Annotated in this window: 21 protein-coding genes and 1 pseudogene; 12 read left to right on the plus strand and 10 right to left on the minus strand. The window is 58.8% G+C overall.

Going from position 1 to position 19,484, the window contains the following annotated elements; translation table 11 throughout:
* Window position 1: 1 nt before the first annotated feature.
* From OHL16_RS09835 to OHL16_RS09845, 3 genes are all read right to left on the minus strand, one after another.
* Window positions 2-391: a hypothetical protein gene (locus OHL16_RS09835; RefSeq protein ID WP_263366941.1), complete on the minus strand. Its 390-nt coding sequence runs from the start codon at window positions 389-391 to the stop codon at window positions 2-4.
* A gap of 552 nt (window positions 392-943) precedes the next feature.
* Window positions 944-1,558, minus strand: a complete 615-nt coding sequence (locus OHL16_RS09840) for a hypothetical protein (RefSeq protein WP_263366942.1) — start codon at window positions 1,556-1,558, stop codon at window positions 944-946.
* Window positions 1,559-1,803: 245 nt separating this feature from the next.
* Window positions 1,804-2,271: a hypothetical protein gene (locus tag OHL16_RS09845; protein ID WP_263366943.1), complete on the minus strand. Its 468-nt coding sequence runs from the start codon at window positions 2,269-2,271 to the stop codon at window positions 1,804-1,806.
* A gap of 640 nt (window positions 2,272-2,911) precedes the next feature.
* Here OHL16_RS09845 and OHL16_RS09850 point away from each other — a divergent pair.
* The 3 genes from OHL16_RS09850 to OHL16_RS09860 all read left to right on the plus strand — a co-directional run bounded on the left by OHL16_RS09850 (window position 2,912) and on the right by OHL16_RS09860 (window position 5,533).
* A complete protein-coding gene (locus tag OHL16_RS09850; RefSeq protein ID WP_263366944.1) occupies window positions 2,912-3,619 on the plus strand; it encodes a helix-turn-helix domain-containing protein in 708 nt (235 codons plus the stop codon).
* A 142-nt stretch (window positions 3,620-3,761) separates the two neighbouring features.
* Window positions 3,762-4,229, plus strand: a complete 468-nt coding sequence (locus tag OHL16_RS09855; RefSeq protein ID WP_263366945.1) for a hypothetical protein — start codon at window positions 3,762-3,764, stop codon at window positions 4,227-4,229.
* A gap of 59 nt (window positions 4,230-4,288) precedes the next feature.
* Window positions 4,289-5,533: an alpha/beta hydrolase family protein gene (locus OHL16_RS09860; protein WP_263366946.1), complete on the plus strand. Its 1,245-nt coding sequence runs from the start codon at window positions 4,289-4,291 to the stop codon at window positions 5,531-5,533.
* 276 nt (window positions 5,534-5,809) lie between these two features.
* Here the strand turns inward: OHL16_RS09860 and OHL16_RS09865 are convergent, their stop codons facing one another.
* Entirely contained in the window at window positions 5,810-6,478 is a 669-nt protein-coding gene (locus OHL16_RS09865) for a LysR substrate-binding domain-containing protein (RefSeq protein WP_263366947.1), read from the minus strand.
* Window positions 6,479-6,520: 42 nt separating this feature from the next.
* Window positions 6,521-6,724, minus strand: a pseudogene (locus OHL16_RS20290) (LysR family transcriptional regulator); the annotation flags it as partial.
* Between the two features lie 116 nt (window positions 6,725-6,840).
* Here OHL16_RS20290 and OHL16_RS09870 point away from each other — a divergent pair.
* The 4 genes from OHL16_RS09870 (at window position 6,841) to OHL16_RS09885 (ending at window position 10,411) form a co-directional block, all read left to right on the plus strand.
* Complete coding sequence (locus tag OHL16_RS09870; protein WP_263366948.1) at window positions 6,841-7,422, plus strand: hypothetical protein; 582 nt, start codon at window positions 6,841-6,843, stop codon at window positions 7,420-7,422.
* 26 nt (window positions 7,423-7,448) lie between these two features.
* Entirely contained in the window at window positions 7,449-8,231 is a 783-nt protein-coding gene (locus OHL16_RS09875; protein ID WP_263366949.1) for a response regulator, read from the plus strand.
* Between the two features lie 228 nt (window positions 8,232-8,459).
* Window positions 8,460-9,725, plus strand: coding sequence for a serine hydroxymethyltransferase (locus OHL16_RS09880; RefSeq protein ID WP_263366950.1), 1,266 nt, complete (start codon window positions 8,460-8,462; stop codon window positions 9,723-9,725).
* A gap of 203 nt (window positions 9,726-9,928) precedes the next feature.
* Window positions 9,929-10,411 carry a DUF4126 family protein gene (locus OHL16_RS09885; protein ID WP_263366951.1) on the plus strand — a complete coding sequence of 161 codons (483 nt, stop codon included), beginning with the start codon at window positions 9,929-9,931 and terminating at the stop codon, window positions 10,409-10,411.
* 20 nt (window positions 10,412-10,431) lie between these two features.
* Here OHL16_RS09885 and OHL16_RS09890 read toward each other — a convergent pair whose 3' ends face one another.
* Entirely contained in the window at window positions 10,432-10,836 is a 405-nt protein-coding gene (locus OHL16_RS09890; protein ID WP_263366952.1) for a DUF5367 domain-containing protein, read from the minus strand.
* Window positions 10,837-10,892: 56 nt separating this feature from the next.
* Between OHL16_RS09890 and OHL16_RS09895 the strand changes: the two genes are divergently transcribed.
* From OHL16_RS09895 to OHL16_RS09905, 3 genes are all read left to right on the plus strand, one after another.
* Window positions 10,893-11,444: a TetR/AcrR family transcriptional regulator gene (locus OHL16_RS09895; protein ID WP_263366953.1), complete on the plus strand. Its 552-nt coding sequence runs from the start codon at window positions 10,893-10,895 to the stop codon at window positions 11,442-11,444.
* A 137-nt stretch (window positions 11,445-11,581) separates the two neighbouring features.
* Window positions 11,582-11,770 (plus strand): hypothetical protein, encoded by a 189-nt coding sequence (locus OHL16_RS09900; RefSeq protein WP_263366954.1) that lies wholly within the window; start codon window positions 11,582-11,584, stop codon window positions 11,768-11,770.
* A complete protein-coding gene (locus tag OHL16_RS09905; protein WP_263366955.1) occupies window positions 11,767-12,750 on the plus strand; it encodes an SPFH domain-containing protein in 984 nt (327 codons plus the stop codon). Before OHL16_RS09900 ends, OHL16_RS09905 begins: the two co-directional genes overlap by 4 nt.
* Before the next feature lie 64 nt (window positions 12,751-12,814).
* On the opposite strand, the gene OHL16_RS09910 is transcribed toward OHL16_RS09905, so the two are convergent.
* The 3 genes from OHL16_RS09910 to OHL16_RS09920 all read right to left on the minus strand — a co-directional run bounded on the left by OHL16_RS09910 (window position 12,815) and on the right by OHL16_RS09920 (window position 14,650).
* Window positions 12,815-13,246 carry a thioredoxin domain-containing protein gene (locus OHL16_RS09910; protein ID WP_263366956.1) on the minus strand — a complete coding sequence of 144 codons (432 nt, stop codon included), beginning with the start codon at window positions 13,244-13,246 and terminating at the stop codon, window positions 12,815-12,817.
* 270 nt (window positions 13,247-13,516) lie between these two features.
* The gene (locus OHL16_RS09915; RefSeq protein ID WP_263366957.1) at window positions 13,517-14,278 is read right to left on the minus strand and encodes an SDR family oxidoreductase; all 762 of its coding nucleotides are present in this window, start codon (window positions 14,276-14,278) and stop codon (window positions 13,517-13,519) included.
* A gap of 30 nt (window positions 14,279-14,308) precedes the next feature.
* Window positions 14,309-14,650, minus strand: coding sequence for a carboxymuconolactone decarboxylase family protein (locus OHL16_RS09920; RefSeq protein ID WP_263366958.1), 342 nt, complete (start codon window positions 14,648-14,650; stop codon window positions 14,309-14,311).
* 288 nt (window positions 14,651-14,938) lie between these two features.
* On the opposite strand from OHL16_RS09920, the gene OHL16_RS09925 reads away from it, so the two are divergent.
* Both OHL16_RS09925 and OHL16_RS09930 read left to right on the plus strand, forming a co-directional pair.
* Window positions 14,939-15,502 (plus strand): TetR/AcrR family transcriptional regulator, encoded by a 564-nt coding sequence (locus OHL16_RS09925; RefSeq protein ID WP_263366959.1) that lies wholly within the window; start codon window positions 14,939-14,941, stop codon window positions 15,500-15,502.
* A 478-nt stretch (window positions 15,503-15,980) separates the two neighbouring features.
* A complete protein-coding gene (locus OHL16_RS09930) occupies window positions 15,981-17,510 on the plus strand; it encodes a glycosyltransferase family 39 protein (protein ID WP_263366960.1) in 1,530 nt (509 codons plus the stop codon).
* 312 nt (window positions 17,511-17,822) lie between these two features.
* Here the strand turns inward: OHL16_RS09930 and OHL16_RS09935 are convergent, their stop codons facing one another.
* Window positions 17,823-19,223: a sulfite oxidase gene (locus OHL16_RS09935; protein WP_263366961.1), complete on the minus strand. Its 1,401-nt coding sequence runs from the start codon at window positions 19,221-19,223 to the stop codon at window positions 17,823-17,825.
* Window positions 19,224-19,484 lie beyond the last annotated feature (261 nt).

Consider the following 19,484-nt stretch of genomic DNA (forward strand, 5'->3'; position numbering starts at 1 on the left):
GTTAAGCCTTCGCTTCGCTTGTTGCCGGGGCCTTCTGGACGTTCAGGATTGCGACTACGGCCGAGACCAGGCTCGAGACGTAGTTCGAATCCACCTGCAGGCCGGCCTTGGCGAGCAGCGCGGTGACGGTCTGCTCGGTGAGGACAAGCACCTCGGTGAGCTTCTGCGCGCCGGTACCGCTCTGGACGCCGGAGGCTGCGTACTTCTGCTCGACGAGCAGCACGGCGCTCTGGATCAGCGACGTTGCATCGGTGACCTCGGCGGCGACCGGCGCGGTGGCCGGAAAGAGAAGCCCAACCAGCCGCTCTACCGGGATCGCGTACGTCATCGCCCACTTCAGGCCCTTTTCGAAGCCCTTTCCAACCGTTTCAAGAACGCTTATGAAACTCATTCCTTCTCCTTTGGTGTGTTTTCTGAGTTGTGTATTGTTACCGGGATCAAGTGAAGCTAGACTCCGATCATGCAAGTGTTCGGCAGGCCAATCTCGAAATGGTGGCTGATTCTCCTTGTGCCTGTTCTGGTCGTTGGTGCACCTATGCTGCTCATTTTGTTTTTCGCAGCGAACAACCTTGCCCGAGCAATTATTGGTCCGCCAGCAATCTGGAATCGCCCACGTCATACCCCACTGCGAGAGGACCTCATAGGCAGGTATGTCGAATCAGAGCGCCATTGGGATCGCGCGAAGACTGGTCCCGATGCTGTCCTCGAACTGAAGAGCGACGGTACGATGCGTGTGAGAGCTTTGCCGAACGATTCCATTACGAGCACATGCACTCTTTCCGGCTCGGGAAGATGGACTGGTCCGGATGAAAATCAGCATCTTGATCTAATGGTTACTTCCGACAATGCACCGGCATCATGCGAATCCGGCTCGTACTCCTTTCTGGAAATCGCTGGTCGCTCGAAACCCTATGATCTGTACTGGGTGCTAGGAGATCCCGATTCAGGAACCGGAGTTTGGATGAGGAAGCAATGAGCGCTTCACTCCGTGCTTCTCTCTGAGTGACTGGCTCAGCCGGAAGCTCGTGCTGCGGTATGCGGCCTTCTCGCGCAGCAGGATTGCCGCTCCGGTGAATGTCGCGCGAGTGAGCGTCCAGATGGAGGACCGCAGGTCCTCCACGTGAGCGTCAGCCAGCTCGTAGCTCATCCCCATCGCTCCGTCGGACTGGATCTGGGCCTCCATCTCGGGGTAGTCCCGGGCGTAGAGGTAGCCTGCGACGGTGAGCCGGTTGCCTTCGATCTCGGCGGCGGTGATGATGCCGCACTTCTGGCGGGCGTCGTGGCCGTCCCACCCTGCCTTGTAGTCCACCGCCATTCCGAGCAGGCTGGGCAGCGCCGTTTCGGCTGCCTCGCGGGTCAGGATGACCCTGTGGCCGCGCGCGCCGCTCGGAGCCTTGTCGCTGGCGACATCCACCAGCGTCAGCACGCCTTCGAACGGCAGCCGGTTGGGATGCCCGTGCACCACCGGAAACTCCACCGCCATGGCGCGCAACTCCATCCCCGCCGGACGCCCCAGCCCGCTGGTTGGCCGCCGATGCAGCCGTTGCGTTTCTGTCATGCCACCTCCTTCTCAGTTGTCAGTTGCAGGTTGCCAGTTGTCAGTAGCCGGCAACCTGCAACCAACAACCTGCAACAGGCAACTTGCCTTAAAAGCAAACGGGAGAGCGGCCCGAAGGCGCTCTCCCGTCTCACTTCTTGATTACCTATCCAGAATAACAAAGTGACCGAAACTACTCTGCCACTTTCCAGGCAAATATATTCGCAATTGTTTCAATGAGTTGCAGGATTTTCCACCACTTGCCCCTATTGACAGCTTTTCAGAGGTTCGAGGAGTTTGCGTTCGAGAAACATCTGGGTGAGGTTGTCGAGCGTGCGCTCGTACCGGCGGATGAGGGTTCGGATGGGCAGGCGCATCAGCTCGGCGGCCTCGCCGTGCGTGTACTCCTGCAGGGCGATGCGGTCGATGAGAGTCTGCTGCTCCTGATCGAGCGTGGCGAGGCACCGCTCGACGTCGTGGACGAAGATGACCACGTCGTCGAACCACTGCACGCGGTAGTGGGTGACGTTGCCTCGGAAGAGTTCGCGGCCCAGCAGCGAGGGCGCCCTTCCGGCCTCCATGGCCAGCTTCACGTACCGGCGCAGGAGCGCCTCTGTGTACTTGCGGTAGAAGGCGAGGCCGGATTCGACCTCGGCCGCAGCGGGGGCCGCCGGGTGCTGCTGCTCGTCGAAGGTGGCCCAGATTACGGGGAGAATCGCCAGGGCCGCGCTCACTGTGCACCTCCACTGCAGCGCGAAACATGGGCTGGTCGCGGTCTGCGGCCTCCCGCGTGCTTCTTGCGTGGCTTTGGAAACTCGGCCAGCCGTCGTGCACAGCCCTGGCAGTAGAGCCCGTCTGCCGCGTCCCTGCGGAGCCACAGCGCCCCGCACCCTTCACATACCTTCAAGTCCAAGCGCAGATACTTCATTCCATTCCCTTTCAAAGGCGTAGGTCTCCCCGGCAAGCCTCACGGTTTTCAGCGGTCGAATGGGCTTACTCAGGTTGTTGTGGGGCCGAACTGCTTTGGGGGGGAGACTCTACGGCTCTGTTGCCCATGCGATCGGCCCATTTGTCGGTTGGCGGTCTGTGGTTGTCGTACCTTGGGAAAAGTTCAGCTTTTACCCCCTCCATGACCCGGCGGGCGAGTGAGGCGTTCTCTTCGGCGCCTGTTCGCTTTCGGGACACGAGAGGAAGTTTCAAGGTTATAGCTTTTGACAAACAACGTGTCAATACCCTTATTTTCCTCAGGTACAGTTTCAACCTAAACTGTCGATATACAGCATCTTAGGATGATAAAGTTATTGCACAAAGCTAAATTTTCGCCTAATCTTCGTATCATTAAATGATATGGGATACCACGGAGAACCCGGACCTATGAATTTCCAAGACTTGCATGAACTGCTTCGCCTCGAACTGCAGCGACGCATCGAGCGCGGTCTCCTGACCGGCAGCCGCCTGGCCAGCCAGGCGGGATTTCAGCAGGCGCACATCTCGAACTTTCTGAACCGCAAACGCGCCCTCTCGCTGGAGGGGCTGGACCGCGTGCTGACGTCGCAGAACCTGACGATCGAGCAGATTCTGCCGATCGTACTGGAGGCTGGGGCGTCGCAGCGGGAGGCGGAGCCGGTTGAGGCGGTTCCGGTGGTCTCAGCCTCGACGGCGATGGACGATGCGCGGATTGCAGGTGCAGTAGTGATCGAGACGGTTCCGGTGATAGGGGCGCGGCTTAGGGAGAACAGAGCGAAGCCGGCTCCGCGGCGGACGCAGTGGGAGAGGTTTGTGGCGGTGAGGGTGGATGCGCAGCAGGCGGCGGCGATGGCTCCGGTGCTGGCAGTGGGGGCGCTGGCGGTGATCGATCGCCACTACAACTCACTGGCGCCTTACCGGGCGAGCCAGCCGAATATCTACGCGGTCCGGTCAGGGTCGATGCTGATGCTGCGGTATGTGGACTTCGACGAGCGGCATCTGATCCTCCGGCCGTTTCTGCGGGAGTTTCCGGTGCAGTTGATCGGGCTCAGGGAGGGGGAGTCGCCGGCGGACTATGTGGTGGGTCGGGTTTGCATGGTGGTGGCGGAGGTTTAGTGACAAGGTTGTTAGGTGTAGGGTTCCAGTTGTCAGCTTGTGGGAATCAGTTTGCATTATTTATGTGTTCAGCAACATCTATTCAAGGAGATAAAGTCGAAAGTCAGTGAGGGCTTTTATAGACTCTGAACAGGAGCAAGTGATGGGTGCGTTCTGGCGAGCGAAGACGGCCCTAACATCGGCGGCTAAGGGCTGGGCGTGCGTGTGGCTTCTGCTGCTCGTATCACAGACGATCGGTCTGTTAAGAGCTAAGCCTCATGTACCGCTCGCTGACCTCGCTTCCTTCGCTTCCATAGCGCTCATCTGGATCGTCTCAACTGGCGTCGTAACCCTTGGCGCGACGATTCTCTTTATTGTTCCGTACGTCTGCCTGATGAGCGTCGATAAGCTGCTTGCCACGCCGTGGCGCATGTATCTTGAGCCAGTTGTAATTGTGATCTTCGTCAGCCTCGGTCTCAACTACTTTACAAAGCCGTATGCTCACACGTTTTTGCAAAGCCTTCCACCCTATCTAATGTTTGCGTTGTTCACCTCATTGGCGAGCAGCGCTTTCTTCATGCAGCGATTGAAGGCGTCGACGAGACAGGGAGCCTCGCCTTCCCAACTTTGACTCTGATTGTCAGCAATCCCTGACAACCTGCAACTGTCTGGCTTGGTAGACTTGAACAGATGCTCGGAAAGCTTTACGCGAAGTGGATGTACTCCTGGGAGACTGCGCTTACCACTCGCGACACCAATCGTATCGTCAGGCCGCTGGAGTGGGGTTTTGACTGGCTCGACGGCTCGGCTCCGCCGGACGGCGCTGCTTCCTCTGCCAATGGTTCGGCCAATGGTTCGGCAAATAGCCCGGCCAAGGTGACGGCCTTCGATCGCGCCGAGTTCGAGCGCATGGTCGCGCTCAATCAGAAGATTGTTCAGAACGCGGAGGAGTTCTTCGCCTACGAGACGCCGCAGGATTTTCGTCTGGAGACGCGGCATCCCGAGCTGTTTCCGACCAATGTGCGGCCCGAGACTCTGAAGCAGGACGCAGAGCTGAAGCGGTTGGCGAAGAACGGGGAGCTTGAGAAGGCTGAGTTTCTGCGCTTCACCTCGCCGGTCACGACACGCTATCCCGAGAATGATGTGGTGAATGCGCGGTGGTATCCCGCGCCAGCGGAAAAACAGAAGGGCAAGCCGAAGCAGGCGATTGTGATTCTGCCGCAGTGGAATGCGGACGCCTTCAGCCACAACGCGCTGTGCACGCTCTTCAACCGGTTCGGAATCTCGGCGCTGCGGCTCTCGAAGCCCTACCACGACATTCGCAGACCGCAGGAGTTGGAGCGCTCGGACTACGCGGTGAGCTCGAATGTGGGAAGGACGATCGAGGCGTGCCGGCAGGCAGCGATCGACATACGCTGCTGCCTGGACTGGCTTGCCGAGCAGGGCTATGAGCAGTTTGGCGTGCTGGGGACGAGCCTCGGCAGTTGCTATGCGTTTATAGCGGCGGCGTTCGATCCGCGGATCAAGGTCTGTGCGTTCAACCACGCCTCGACTTGGTTTGGCGACGTGATCTGGACGGGACAGAGCACGCGGCATATCCGCGAGGCCTTTGAGCAGGCGGGGATGACGCAGGAGCAGATGCGGGAGATCTTCACCAGCATCAGCCCGATGTCATATATGGAGCGATTTGCGACGAATCCGCGGCGCGTGCTGGTAGTGCATGCGACGTACGACCTGACGTTCGTCCGCAAGTTCTCGCTGGATGTGCTGAAGAACTTCGATCGCTGCGGCGTGGACTATGTCTCGAAGGTGCTGCCATGCGGGCACTACACGACAGGCGAGACTCCATACAAGTATCTGGATGGGTGGTACCTGGGGTCGTTTGTGTATCAGGCGTTCAAGCGGCTGGCGGAGCAGAATGCCACAGCGAAATAGCAAAGGGTAGTGGGTCAGTTTCCGATTAGCCAACTACACGGACAAGTGGCAAGTCCCCCACTGTAAGTTAGTGAACACTAGCGCGTTTATGAGTACTAATCCGAGTCGTCGCCGGCCTTCTGACCTCAATGAGTGCTTTGACCTGATATTGCCAATTTTGGATTACTTCCGGCTTGCCCGTTATCCGCCCGGAATCGCCGGCTAGGGTATCGATTCTCACGTCCATTCACTCAAATCCCTTTAGTCCTAACTCGACGAATGTCAGCTTCGAATTGCTCAGAAAGTGCGAACAGCCAATCTCAGTTGTTCACGAAACCATTTGTGAGCGGGTTCATTGGTGAGTCTCGGATGCCATGCCATGAAATACGGAAAGGACTTGATCTCAGGAGGCGCTTCCACGACGCGCACACCAGCCATTCCCGCAATGATTTTTGCCAATTTGCGCGGCACGGTGAGAATCAAGTCAGTCTGTGCGATGGCAAAAATCGCAGGCACAAAGAATGGCAGAGTGAACGCGACGTGCCGTTTTGCGCCAACCTGCGACAGAGCGCGATCCACTAAAGCCTGTTGCCCCTCCCTTATCTCGACCAGGACGTGCTGAAATTCCAGATATCGTTTCAGCGTAAGACGACGGGCACGAACCGGCAGAGCCGCGCCAACGAGACAAACAAAATCTAGGGTAAAAAGCATTTCGGACTCCAAAGAAGGCGGCGCTTCTTCTGCACAAAGAAACGTATTAATTCTTCCGGCCGCGACATCCTCATAAGTCTCAGCCCCAGCCGCAGACACTTCCAACTTGATGTGAGTCGCTGCCTTCCTCACGCTCGCCAAGAGCGACGGCAGCACAATCATCGAGGCATGGTCGCTCATGGCCAAGCGAAATATTTCCCGGCTTCGGCTTGGATCGAATTGTTCTCCCCGCACCATATCCTCAAGCCGGGGCATGAGCGACTCCAAGTCTCGCAGCACACGGTCTCCCCGCACCGTCCGCTCGTACCTGCGACCGTTGCGAACAAGGAGAGGGTCTCCGAACATATCGCGTAACCGCTCCAACGCCCTGCTCATCGCTGACTGACTCAAGAAACTTCGTTTCGCCGCACGGGTGACGTGACACTCCTCCAAAAGCGCATAGAGGGGATGTATGAGGTTCAGATCCAGGTTACGTAAATGCACGTCACGCATGAGTGACATTCTAACATTGCATGAAGCAGATCTCACGCCTGGGCGTCTAATAGAAAAGCAACATCTTTACCCGCGCCGTCTACATGTTCCGGACAAGAGCGTGGGCCTCAAAACAGGAGAGACACATGACCCGCACTAACGTTTGGACGAAGGTACTTATAGCTGTTCTTTTGAAGGCAATCACTGCCTCCGCTCAGTCGTCAGATCGATTGCCTGTGACTGACGCCGAGAAGATCGCGGACGCGTTGCGCGCCGGTCCCGCATTCATTACCAGGGACGCGACCGTGCTCGATTGGCCCTCGGCGCCCGGAGGTGAATACCGGCTACTTCGCAAAGGATCGAACGAATGGACCTGTCTCCCGGCTATCCCTGGGTATCCGCACGATGCGATCGACTCCGCATTCAAGACAGAGCCAGGGTGCTACGACCCGATATTCCTGCGCTGGACGCAGGACAGCCTTGCCGGCCGCACGCCGCACATTGATCGGGTAGGCATCTCGTACATGTATCTCGGCCTCTGGAAATGGGCGAAAGGTGGCTCCGGCCATGATTTTCACGTTGGCCCACACCTTATGATTGTGGGTCCCAACCCAGACGAGTTTCAAGGATTCAATCGTGACGCAACGAACGGAATGCCCTACGTGACGCATTTGCCGAATCGCACGGAGCTATTCCTGGTTATGCCAGTGCGGCAATGGAATGAATGACGGGCTGGCTACAGAGATCTCGCGGAATGAGAACTTATCGTTCAGCGGAAGAACGACAAGAAGCAGGAGAACACACGACATGGGTAATTCAGGAATATCAGACTGAGGAAGAGGCATTGTCAAAACTCGACGCGCAATTTGGAGACCTTTTCCACACGCAGGACTTTCTAGAAGGCCGGAAGGCCGAAAGCCGGTCTACCAGGGAAAATGAGCCCGAACCAAAAAACATGCGACCGCTCGGTCTCATACGCTCCAGTCTTATGAAGGAGGGAATTATGCCCCTCGTCGAAGCGCTTACCACAGAAACGCTGTCCGATGGAATTACCGTAATGACCGTAGAAGTCGGAGGCCCAACCGAGTCCTGGCCAGATCGGTCGAAGACCGGTCGCATTCTTTGCGTCGACGACGACATCGTAAGCACGTCGATACGCGCAGAGATTCTGAGAGAACACGGTTACTCAGTCGTTCTATATGATCGTCCGCTTGCAGCTCTACGCTCCGATCTCTCCATGTTCGATCTCGCGATCCTGGATTTTGATATGCCGGAGCTAAATGGCAGGGAGTTATTGCTACGCATGCGAGCATTGGGCGCGAGGTTTCCGGTCGTGCTACTGACGGGCTGCGTGGAGATGCTTTCGTCTGAAGATCGCGTGCTGTTTGCACGATGCATTGACAAGGGGATGCCGGTCTATCGGTTGCTCGACACTATTGCAGAATTTCTCGATCCAAATCAGATTCCTGACTGTGGCTTGCGAGAGCAGCATAGAGGCACCTCGTCAAATCGACCACGCGACCCTTTGCCAGACTAGCTAGGGTCGTTGCGACTAAAGAAAACAAAATCGTTAAACCAAAATAGGTGGCTGGGCCACCTCAAGAGAAAGGACGGCAACTCATGAATTGGCTGATCAATCGTTTGGCAAAACTGCATATCTTCGATAAACGGGCTTGTCGGAAACTGATCCACTAGATTCAAACTGACCCACTATCAGCTACGGTGCATTTCCGGGGGAATGTGTGTCGCTTAGAATGAAAAGCATATGCCCATTGATCTGAATGCCTCCCTTGCAGCCTCTGATCCTGATATCGCCACGCAGATAGCCAATGAGATCAACCGCCAGCATGAAGGGCTGGAGATGATCGCCTCGGAGAACTTCGTCAGCCGCGCAGTGCTGGAGGCGGCTGGGACGGTCTTCACGAACAAGTACGCCGAGGGGTATCCCGGCAAGCGGTATTACGGCGGCTGTGAGTATGCGGATGTGGTGGAGAACATCGCCCGCGACCGCGCGAAGCAGATCTTCGGCGCGGAGCACGCGAATGTGCAGCCGCACTCGGGCTCGCAGGCGAACGCCGCGGCGTACATGGCGCTAATGCAGCCGGGAGACTGCATTCTGGGGCTCGATCTGGCGCACGGCGGCCACCTGACCCATGGGCACAAGCTGAACTTTTCAGGCAAGCTGTACCGCATCGTCGGCTACCAGGTGCGCAAGGACACCGAGACGATCGACTACGACGCGCTTGAGGCGCTGGCGGAGCGCGAGAAGCCGAAGGTCATCGTCGGCGGGGGCAGTGCATATCCGCGGCAGTTCGACTTTGCGCGGATGCGGCAGATCGCGGACAAGGTTGGCGCATACCTGGTGATCGATATGGCGCACTTCGCAGGGCTGGTCGCGGGCGGAGTGCATCCTTCGCCGGTTCCGCACGCGCATATCGTCACGACGACGACGCACAAGACGCTGCGCGGGCCGAGGGCCGGACTGATCCTGTGCAAGCAGGAGTTTGCCGCGAATGTCGACCGCAGCGTGTTTCCCGGCCAACAGGGGGGGCCATTGATGCACATCGTCGCGGCCAAGGCGGTGGCCTTCAAGGAGGCGCTGCAGCCTGAGTTCGCCGAGTATGCCGCGCAGGTGGTGAAGAACGCAAAGGTGCTGGCCGAGACGCTGGCTGGGGTAGGGTACCGGATTATCTCGGGCGGTACGGACACGCACCTGATCCTGGTGGATGTCTTTCAGAAGGGGATCCTGGGCTCGGAGGCCGAGACGGCGCTGGGCGTGGCGGGGATTACGGTGAACAAGAACGCGATTCCGTATGACACGAACCCGCCGCTGAAGCCGAGCGGAATCCGCATCGGCACTCCGGCGCTGACGACGCGCGGGATGAAGGAGGCCCAGATGCGCGTGATCGCAGGGTGGATCGCGCAGGCCCTGGAGCATCGCGCCGATCCTGCCGTGCTGGCGAAGATACGGGGCGAGGTAGGGGAACTGGCGGAGAAGTTTCCGCTGTATGGGTGGCTTCGCCAGGCCTGAGACGCCGGAGCCGCGACCCCTCGGCGGATTGTGGGCACAATCGGGACGCCCGGGTGCGACAAATGCAGCCGCAGCAACGTCATTGCCGACGGAGGCGCCTTTTAGGGGAAATACATTCCCCTTGAGGCGCGGACGTTGTACCTTGTTCTCGGCATTTTGAGCGACGAGAGTCTGCGGTCGGTCGGGGGTGAAAGTCGATGGCTATGGCGGTGTTGTCTTGGCTGATGGCGATTCCGCTGTTGGGCTTTGTGACGGGGCTGCGGCCGATGACTCCGATCATGGTGCTGTGCTGGTTTGCCTATCGGGGGGATCTGCCGCTGGATGATTCGTGGGCGTCCTGGGCGGCGAAGCTGTGGGTGGCGATTGTCTTTACATTGCTGGCGGTGGGCGAGTACATCGGGGACAAGCTTCCAACGATGCCTGACAGGACGATGTCGGCAGCGCTGGCGGTACGGCTGTTCTTCGGTGGGCTGATCGGTGCGATCGTGGCGACGGGGCTCAATGGTGCAGGCTTCGAGGGAGTGATTCTCGGCGTGCTGACGGCGCTGGCCGGGACGTTCTGCGGCTTTTACGCAAGGAAGGACATCGTCGTAAAGAACCGTATCGCGGACTGGAAGGTGGGACTGGTAGAGGACGTGATCGCTGTGCTATGCGCGGTGCTGGCGATGGGTGTGGTGACGGGGTAGGTTGGACTCGTCGCAGCTCCTCAGGGGGCGAGCGGTGGACCTCCTGTCCGCAAAGTGACGAGCTCGCAGATGGCAAGAAAGAATGCATAAGTGGCAAAGAGAAACGCTCCGAACCGGCCTGCAGTGGTCGGCTGCATCTTCGGCATGAAGGCAGTAAAGTGCGAGAGCAGGACCGCCTCGCCGATCATTCCGGGGATCGCGATGAGGAGCGCGGCTACAGCCCATTGTGTCACCGGGATGTGACGCCATCTGAGCAGGAGGATGCAGACGGCAGTGGAGAGGATCGGGGTCGCAATGAAACTGATCCAGTAACGGACCAGCGTCGTCTCAAAGACGATATGTCCGCGCACCTGAGACAGGAGTGTGCCCAGAATCCAGAAGACGAGTCCGAAGGTAAGAAAGAAGAGGACATTGGAGAGGCGCATCGGTTCTCCTTTCATATGTACCACGTGGTACATCTATCGCATGTACCATATGGTACATGCGTCCGAAAGTCAAGCCCCCTCGGCCTCGATTGGGGAAAGAAAAGATTCTGGAAAAGTGTCTGGCCTCCTTCGTAAAGTCGGGCACGCTCGATCTTAGCCTCGATGAGCTTGCAAAGAGTGTCAGGGTCAGCAAGCGAATGCTGATCCACTACTTTGGGGGCAAAGAGGTTATCGAGAGATCGGCTGTTGTTCTGCTGGAAGACCAGTTGCGGGCAAGGTTTCGAGCAGATGCGTTTCCGCCGGGAACGACGTTACTGCAGGCGATCTCCGCGCTGTGGGAGCAGACGACGCATCCCGAGGCGCGAGGCGTTCTTCTGCTCGTGATGGACCTGACGCGGAGAGCGTGGGGCGGATCGAAGCAAGCGAGGAATTTTTATCTGCAACAGCAGCGGCTATGGGTGGAGTTGCTGTTGAAGTTTTCTGACGACGAGAAGCTGGTAAAGACAGTATTGCAGCTGTTTCAGGGGGCGGTGCTTGCTTATCTGGTCACGGGGGACAGGGAATTGGGGCTGCAGGCGCTCAAGCGATTTGTTACGGGCCAGGAGTGAGTGAGGTGTAAGCCCCATCTCATAGGTGAGAACGCGAGTACGCGGTCGTTACGGACTTTTTATCTACTGCGGTATAGTGTTGTGCGGTTGTGCGTTTTGACGGTTGTTGGGCCGTGAAAGGATGGGCCAGGGACCTGATGGCGTTGCTCTTCTGGAAGTTAGTCCTCACTCTTCTCGTCGCGCTGCTTCTCTTCGAAGTGATGGTGACGGGGTTCCACCAACTCAATCTGCCGAGTGATCGAGCTGTTATGGTGGGCGTGGGCCTTCTGCTTAGCGTGGCAGTGGGCGGTTTTATTGCGCTCGGACGAATCTGGAAACTCAAATGACTCTTTTTGGCGAGGTAATGTCCCCCGGCAGCGGCCGGGGCACAGACGACGCGCATCTGCAGCGGATGAGGAAGCTGACGAAGTTCGGCGCAGTGGCTGTTGTGGCGCTGATCGGCTGCATGATCTTCTTCAACTACATTGCGACGATCACGAGAATCGGCGCGGGCTACGTCGGCGTGGAGGTTGTGCTGAGCGGCTCGCAACGCGGGCCTTCGGAGATCCCGATTCGCACGGGCTGGGTGTTCTACAGCCCGCTGCGGAGCCAGATCATCGAGTTCCCGACGTTTGTGCAGACCGTGAAGTGGACGCATGATCTGAATGAAGGCCGCGCGACGAACGAGGAGATGAGCTTCAACTCGAAGGAGGGGATGGAGATCTACTCAGACGTCTCGTTGAGCTATGCGATCGACCCGAAGCGCGTGCCGGACTTCTATGTGAAGTATCGCGTCAACGATCTTGACCTGTTCACGCATGGAATTCTGCGCGACGTGGTCCGCAACTCGCTGAACGAGGTTGCCTCGACGTACAACGTAGAGCAGATCTATGGCGAGCAGAAGGCCGAGTTTCTGCGCAAGGTCGAGACGCTGATCCAGCAGAAGATGGAGCCTGTGGGTGTGATGATTCAGCAGTTCGGGTTCATCGGAGCGCCGCGGGTTCCGGCGGTGATTGCTGCGGCGATTACGTCGAAGGCGCAGGCGATTCAGGATGCGGAGCGCGCTCGCAACGAGCTGGCGAAGACCCAGGCCGAGGCGGCCAAGCAGATCGCCGCGGCCGAGGGCGACGCCAAGGCGAACGTGACGCGCGCGCAGGGCGAGGCCGAGGCGAACAGGATTCGCCAGAGCTCGCTGACGCCGCAGCTTCTGGAGCTCAGGAAGATCGAGAACCAGAAGGAGCTGATCGAGCGCTGGAACGGGCAGTTGCCGAGCGTGCAGACCGGCAGCGGCGGCATGCTGATGGAGCTGCCGAAGGTTGACCGGTAGTCTGATGGAACGAGAGAGGCGCTGGCTTTGAGCCGGGGCCTCTCTTCTCGCGAGAAGAGACGAATCAGGCGGCGCCGTTGAGCCAGGATTCCATGACCTCGTGGCCGACGGCGCCAGCCTGCTGGGCGATGAGTTTTCCGTTGCGGAAGACGACGAAGTTGGGGATGCCGCGGACGTTGTAGCGCGCGGCGAGCTGCGGGTACTTCTCGGTGTCGACTTTGAGGACAAGGGCGCGGCCGGCGGTGTTGGCGGCGGTCCGCGCCACCTCGGGCGCGGCCATGTGGCAGGGCCCGCACCAGTCGGCCCAGAAGTCGACGAGCACGGGAACGGTGGACTGCGCGACGATCTCGTCGAAGAGCGCGGGATCGGTGTGGAGCGGCTCGCTCGCGGGCGGGAGGGGATTTTTGCAGTTGCCGCATTTGCCGGTGTCGGCGAGGTGCTTGGCGGGGATGCGGTTCTTCTGGCCGCAGTGTTTGCAGGTGACGATAAGGGGCATGCGTGACTCCTGCGCTATGGAGTCACTTTATCAGCTTTGGGCTCCGGAGCAGATTGTGACCATACCGCTTCTATTCTCGACCAGTCACGACGTGAGGGTCGCGTGCAGCTCCGGCGGGCCGCCCATCGTGTCGCGGTAGGACGGCGGGGCGTTGCCGCCGATGCGCCCAGTTCCGCGCCGATCAAGGCGCGGCCTGAGAGCTTCATCCTCTTATCGGACTCATAGAGAGCTGCGATCACCCTGCCGGTGAATTGCGGCGATTCGCGCTCGTCAGAGTTCGGCGAAGCCGCCGTCGACCACCAACTCGGAGCCGAGCATGTAGCTCGACGCGTCGCCTGCCAGGAACAGCACCGCTGCCGCGATCTCGTCCGGACGACCCAGACGTCCGATCGGGATCAGTTTTGCTGCACCAGCCAGGTACTCCTTGAACTCGGCGTCAGTCTGACCCGGATGCTCGGACTGTCCAACGCCGCGCAGGATCGGAGTGTCGATGAGGCCGGGGCTCACCGCATTGACGCGGATCCGCCGTTCCAACAGGTCAGCCGAGAACGATCGTGCAAACGAGCGCACGGCTGCCTTGGTGGCGGACAGAACCGCACGACCGGGAACGCCCACCTGGTTGAGCCAAGCGGTGTTTAGGATCACGGAAGCACCGTCGCGCAAGATGGGCTCTACCGCCTGGAGGGAGAAGAATACCGATTTGACGTTCGAGTCCATAAGGGTGTCATAGGCCTCCTCAGTGGTCGTCGCCAGCGGAGTAACGTAGGCCACGCCGGCGTTGGCAAAGAACACGTCTAAGCCGCCGAACGCTTCCTTGATCTTCGATGCCATAGTCACAAGGCTTTCGCGGCGGAGCACGTCAACTTGCAGCGCAAGCGCGTCCTCACCAATCTCCTGGCGTGCGGCCTCCAGCTTGCTTGCATCCCTTCCGGTGATGACAACGCGAGCACCGTTAGCGTGCATCAACTTTGCGGCGGCCAATCCGATGCCTGAAGCACCACCGGTGATCAATGCGGTTTTTCCTTTGAGCATAAGATGAACTCCTGTCTACGTGGATAGTGGTTAGGCTTGCTTCAGCTTGTCCATGGCGTCGAGCACATGTGTGCTGTACACCATGGCAGCACCAGCATTCAGGTTGATGGCAACGCCGAGGGCTTCTGCCATCTCCTCGTTAGACACGCCGAGCTTCACGGCCTCGGCTGCATGCATGGCGATGCAGCCATCGCAGCGAGTGGTAACCGCGACGGTCAACGCGATCAGTTCACGCGTCTTGGCACTCAGGTGGTTGGTCTTGGCGCCCGCACCGGCCAGAAGGGCTGAGCCCCGGAGGGTATCTGGCGTGCGCGTTGACAGTTCCTTGAGGCGAATATTGATGTTCTGAATCGTCTCTTTCCAGTCGAACATGGGGATGACTCCAGCAAAAAATAATTTGGGCCGACCAACCGAGGGTCGGATACCGGTGGCGGCCACGACGACCGCGCAGTACAACAGAACCACAGGAGAAATACTACCAACTAGTCGGTAGGATTACAACCCTCTCGGCTCGCCGTCCGCTTGGGAGAGCTTGCCTCCAGATCAACTTGGCGAAATCGCACGTGCATTGCCGTCTATACCGACTAGTTGGTAGAATACTTACGCGTTTGCTGTGTTCCGCGCCGAAAGCGATTACAAGTCAGTGGAAGAGGTGAATGGATGTCCGTAGGAACCCGCGATGCACTGCTCAATGCCGCCGAGCACATGATGCGCTCGAAGGGCTATGCCGCTTTCAGCTATGCGGACCTTGTCGACGAGGTGGGGATCCGAAAGGCAAGTATTCACCACCATTTCCCGACCAAGGAGGATCTCGGCGTTGCTATTGTCGAGGGCTACATTGAGCGGGTCCAAAGGGAGTTCGAACGCATCGAGGCGGAGAGCGACACCTTGGTAGACCGACTGTCAGCCTTCACCCGTGGCTTTCAGGACGGCCTCCTTGTTGGCAGACTGCCTCTGTGCGGGGCATTGGCTGCAGAGATGGCGGTGCTGCCTGAGCGTCTACAGAAGCTCACCTACTACTTCTTCGACATGCAGCTCAAATGGTTGACCAAAATCCTTGACCAAGCTGTTGCACGTGGGCAGATCCCCGTTGAGACGGATACGGCAAAGAAGGCTTATGAGGTGCTGAGCCTGATGGAGGGATCGAGCTTTGTCTCGTGGGCAATGCACGATCGTTGTCCTATCGATTCCTCGGTGCTTATATCTGTGGTCAAGGCACGGTGACATGACGAGCATTCGCAGGCTAGCGATTCGTCAGATTGAAGCGTGATCACCTCGCCAGTGATGACCGGCTTGTCGTCTGCCCCCGGCTGGGATTCTGTGTCTGGCAGTGGTTGAAGCTGCTCCTCCGGTAGTCAGGGTGCTCGACGGACTGTTACCAAACTCTATGCGCGTACCCATCTCATCGCCGGTGTAACTTCCGGCTTGCCGACAATTCACCAAGGACCCAGATCGAGGCGCATCAAGGGGCCCAATTTATAAGGATTCGGCGACAATCCCAGCCGTGTGATGAAAATGTGAGGTCGTTCCCAAAGCTGCCTCAAAGCACAGATCAGTCCCCTCCGTGCTATCTTTCCCGTATGTCGGAGGCAACGTCAGCGACCCGAGTCCATTCCACTGGAGCCTTTGGTCCCTTTGCGTTCCACGGAACTGATATCCTCGCCGCGACGTAACCTTCTCTCAAGGAGACGCCGCCGCCCGCATGCTTCCTCTCGCCGCCGAACAGAAAGCTGCGCCTTCTATGGCAACCGGCACCGGTGACCGGTTGATCCTCGTCGCCATCGCCGCCGCCTTTGCGCTTTTTCACATCCTCACCAACGGCCGCTACGGCTTTCACCGCGATGAACTGCAGTTTCTGAGCGATGCACGCCACCTCGACTGGGGATTCGTAGCATATCCTCCATTCACGCCCTTCGTTGAGAGCGTCAGCATGCACCTCTTCGGACGTTCGCTCATCGGCCTCCGCCTCGCTTCAGTGCTCGCGCAAGCCGGTGTCGTCATCGTCTCCGGCCTCATGGCGCGCGACCTTGGCGGCAATCGCCTCGCGCAAGTCACTACCGCCCTCGCCGTCGGCTTGTCGCCGCTCCCTATCTTCGAAGCCACAGAATTTCAATACACTTCGTTTGGCATTTTCTGGTGGGTTCTGGCCGCGTGGTTCACGATCCGCCTGCTGAAGACCGAGAATCCGCGCTGGTGGCTTGCTATCGGCGCCGCACTCGGATTTGGCCTGCTTACCAAGTATGCGATTGCATTTTTCATCGCGGGACTGCTCGCCGGCCTCGTCCTCACTCGTACGCGCAGATACTTCACGTCGCCGTGGTTCTGGGGCGGCGTGAGCATTGCGTTGCTCCTCTTTTCTCCCAATCTGATCTGGCTTGCGCGACACGACCTCATCTCCTATCACTTCCTGCAGCACATTCACGCGCGCGACGTCGCCGAAGGCCGCGCCGAGGGCTTCCTGAAAGGCCAGTTCCTCGGTAACGTCAACCTGTTCGCCGCGCCCGTGTGGGTCCTCGGACTCATTGCGTTCTTCGCCGATCGTCACTACCGCATGCTGGCCTGGATGTACATGGTTCCTCTTTTTCTCTTCTGGGCGGGCAAAGGCCGGTTCTACTACGTTGCCGAGGCCTACCCTCCGCTGGTCGCGATGGGCGCGGTCACCGCTGAGCGCTGGCTGGCTCGACGCAGAGCGTGGCAGCGCATCACTGTAGAGACCGTCTTCTTCACGGGGCTCTTCGCTGTTGGTGCTTACATCACTGCGATGCTCGTCCCGGTCGCGTCCAGCGGCCCGTTGCGCGACTTCGCTCTGGATAAAAGCCCCGACTTGCGCGAAGAGATCGGCTGGGAAGAACTGGTGCGCACCGTCGCATCGATTCGCGATTCCCTACCCCCGGATCAGCAGGCTCATCTCGGCATCACCGTCGGCAACTACGGCGAGCAGGGCGCAATCGAAATTCTCGGCCCGGCTCACCACCTCCCGCCGCCCATCAGCACCACCAACTCCGCATGGCTGCGCGGCTATCCCAGCCCGCCGCCCACCACAATCATCGCCTTAGGCATCAGTCAAAAACAGGCTGACACCATCTTTACCGGCTGCCGCCTCGCCGGCCATAACGGCAACAGTGAAGGCGTGAAGAACGAAGAAAGCAAATACCACCCCGATATCTTCGTCTGCGGGCCACCGAGAAAACCGTGGCCAGTTTTGTGGAAAGAGCATCAGGACTTCGGTTGATATCCCGCCAGTTCCGCTCGTCGAGGATCTAGACGGAATCGGTGCAGCCTATCGCCTGATTGATCGGCTGATCTGTCAGCAAATTATCGCTTCAGCATCAATTTCAGTGGTTGCGGTAGTATGACCGGCAAACCGGAAGTTGCCCATGGTCGCCCGGTTGGGGCCATTTGCAATTCCTCGTAACGCCTCAGCACAGCCACTTCTACATTGTTAGAAAAGGGACGTCAGCGAGAGCAAATGCGTCTTTTCTACCATCTCCTGAACTGAGTTTCGCAACGACCTCTCGACAGGGCCGCACAGGGTGGCCCACGTCTACCGGACATCGACACGGATTTTCTGAATGGCATTGTTCCCATAGCCGAGACGATTCCACTCTGGCAAGTCGGGCTGTGTTCGGCCCGCCATATCTGTCGCCCGGGCGGAAATCACTGTGGAACCCCGCTGCTCAAGCCGCGCGAGAAGCTCCCAGCCCTGCCAGCTGTGCCGCTTCCGTTCGCTTATTAAGTGGGCGTCCTGCCAGGGACCACCGCCAATGCTGACTTCGACCCGGGCGATAGGTGCCGCTCCGGACCATGCGACACCGCGAACAGGCAACTCGCCCTGCTCAACCTCGGTGTTCGGCTCCGGCTCGGTGATCAGGCTCCGCACTCGTTGCAGCGACACCGGCTCTCTCACTAATTGCCCGCCGCGCTGCCACTCAAAGCAGTAAGCCTCGGTCTGGTAATGACCCCTAAACGGCTCGCTGATCACATCAATCTCGGTGAGCCATTTCACCGACGCCATCCCATACCAATTGGGAACGATGAGCCTGAGCGGATAGCCATGCTGGATAGGGAGCGGCTCTCCGCTCATGGCGTAGGCAAGCAGCGCCTCAGATTCGCGGGCGTCGTCTATGCTCAGGCTGCGTTCGAAGCGAATTGTTTCGCTATTGGCATCAAGCTTGCCGCTGTCAGCGCCACGAAACACCACCTCTATCGCGCCTGCTTTTACGCCCGCCCGGTCAAGAACCTCCACGAGCGGCACGCCCGTCCATTCGGCTGTGCTCACTGCTCCTAAGTCCCATTGTTCTCCATCCACACGCGGATCCAGCATTGAGCGGCCATTTCCAGCGCACTCCAATGTGACGAACGAGCTCTGCGTGGGTATTTTCACAAGGTCGCGCAAACTGAGGCTCTGGGGGCGTTCGACCAGGCCACCCACCTTTAGGCGCCAGCTTGACTGGTCTAGCCTGGGGATCTGAAAGTGGTTACGAACATAGAATCGCGGATTCGGCATGACGACGCTGCCGATCAATGCGGGAATGGAGGTCTCGGCGTTGAGCGGATGAGCACGGTGAACGACCAATCCTCCGTCGATTGCCTGCTGGCAAGCTTCCTCCGGGTCCATTGCGGGCACGGCTGCATCGATGCCTGGCATCGCAGCTGCGCAGCCGCCGCTCGCCACCACACTGGCACACGTCGCTGCCGGGTAGACGTCGAGGCTGCCTGCCATCGTGAAAGGCTGCATGAACTCTCGTACATGAGCCTCGTCGCTCGATTCGACGATCATGTACAGCGTGTGCTCGCCACGGACGATGGCTTCGCCCTGGATACTGACTCCGTGCTTACGAACGTTGGGGCGGCTCAGGTAATTAAGGAGGGTCGCTCCCATATACGGATCAGTGGCAGGACAGCGATTCGGCTCGTGATGGTGACGGACAATGAAGAGAGCCATGATTTTGGTGAACCTTAATCATTGGTCCCGAAGTTGGTCTAATGATGATTGGCGTTCGAGATACTAGTCAAGCGGCGGGTGGCCCACCCTCCAAATCTCAAACCACCACAAATATTCGAGTGCCATGCCGGGACAACCGAGCGCCAGTCAAATGCTGCATGGATGGACGCCGGCCCGATTTCCACACCCCACCCTTGACGCGCCTGTTAGCCTTAAGTAAGGAGAAACAAGAAGCCCGGCATCCGCCGGGCTTCACATTTA

The sequence above is a fragment of the Edaphobacter bradus genome (assembly GCF_025685645.1).
Classification (GTDB): Bacteria; Acidobacteriota; Terriglobia; order Terriglobales; family Acidobacteriaceae; genus Edaphobacter; species Edaphobacter bradus.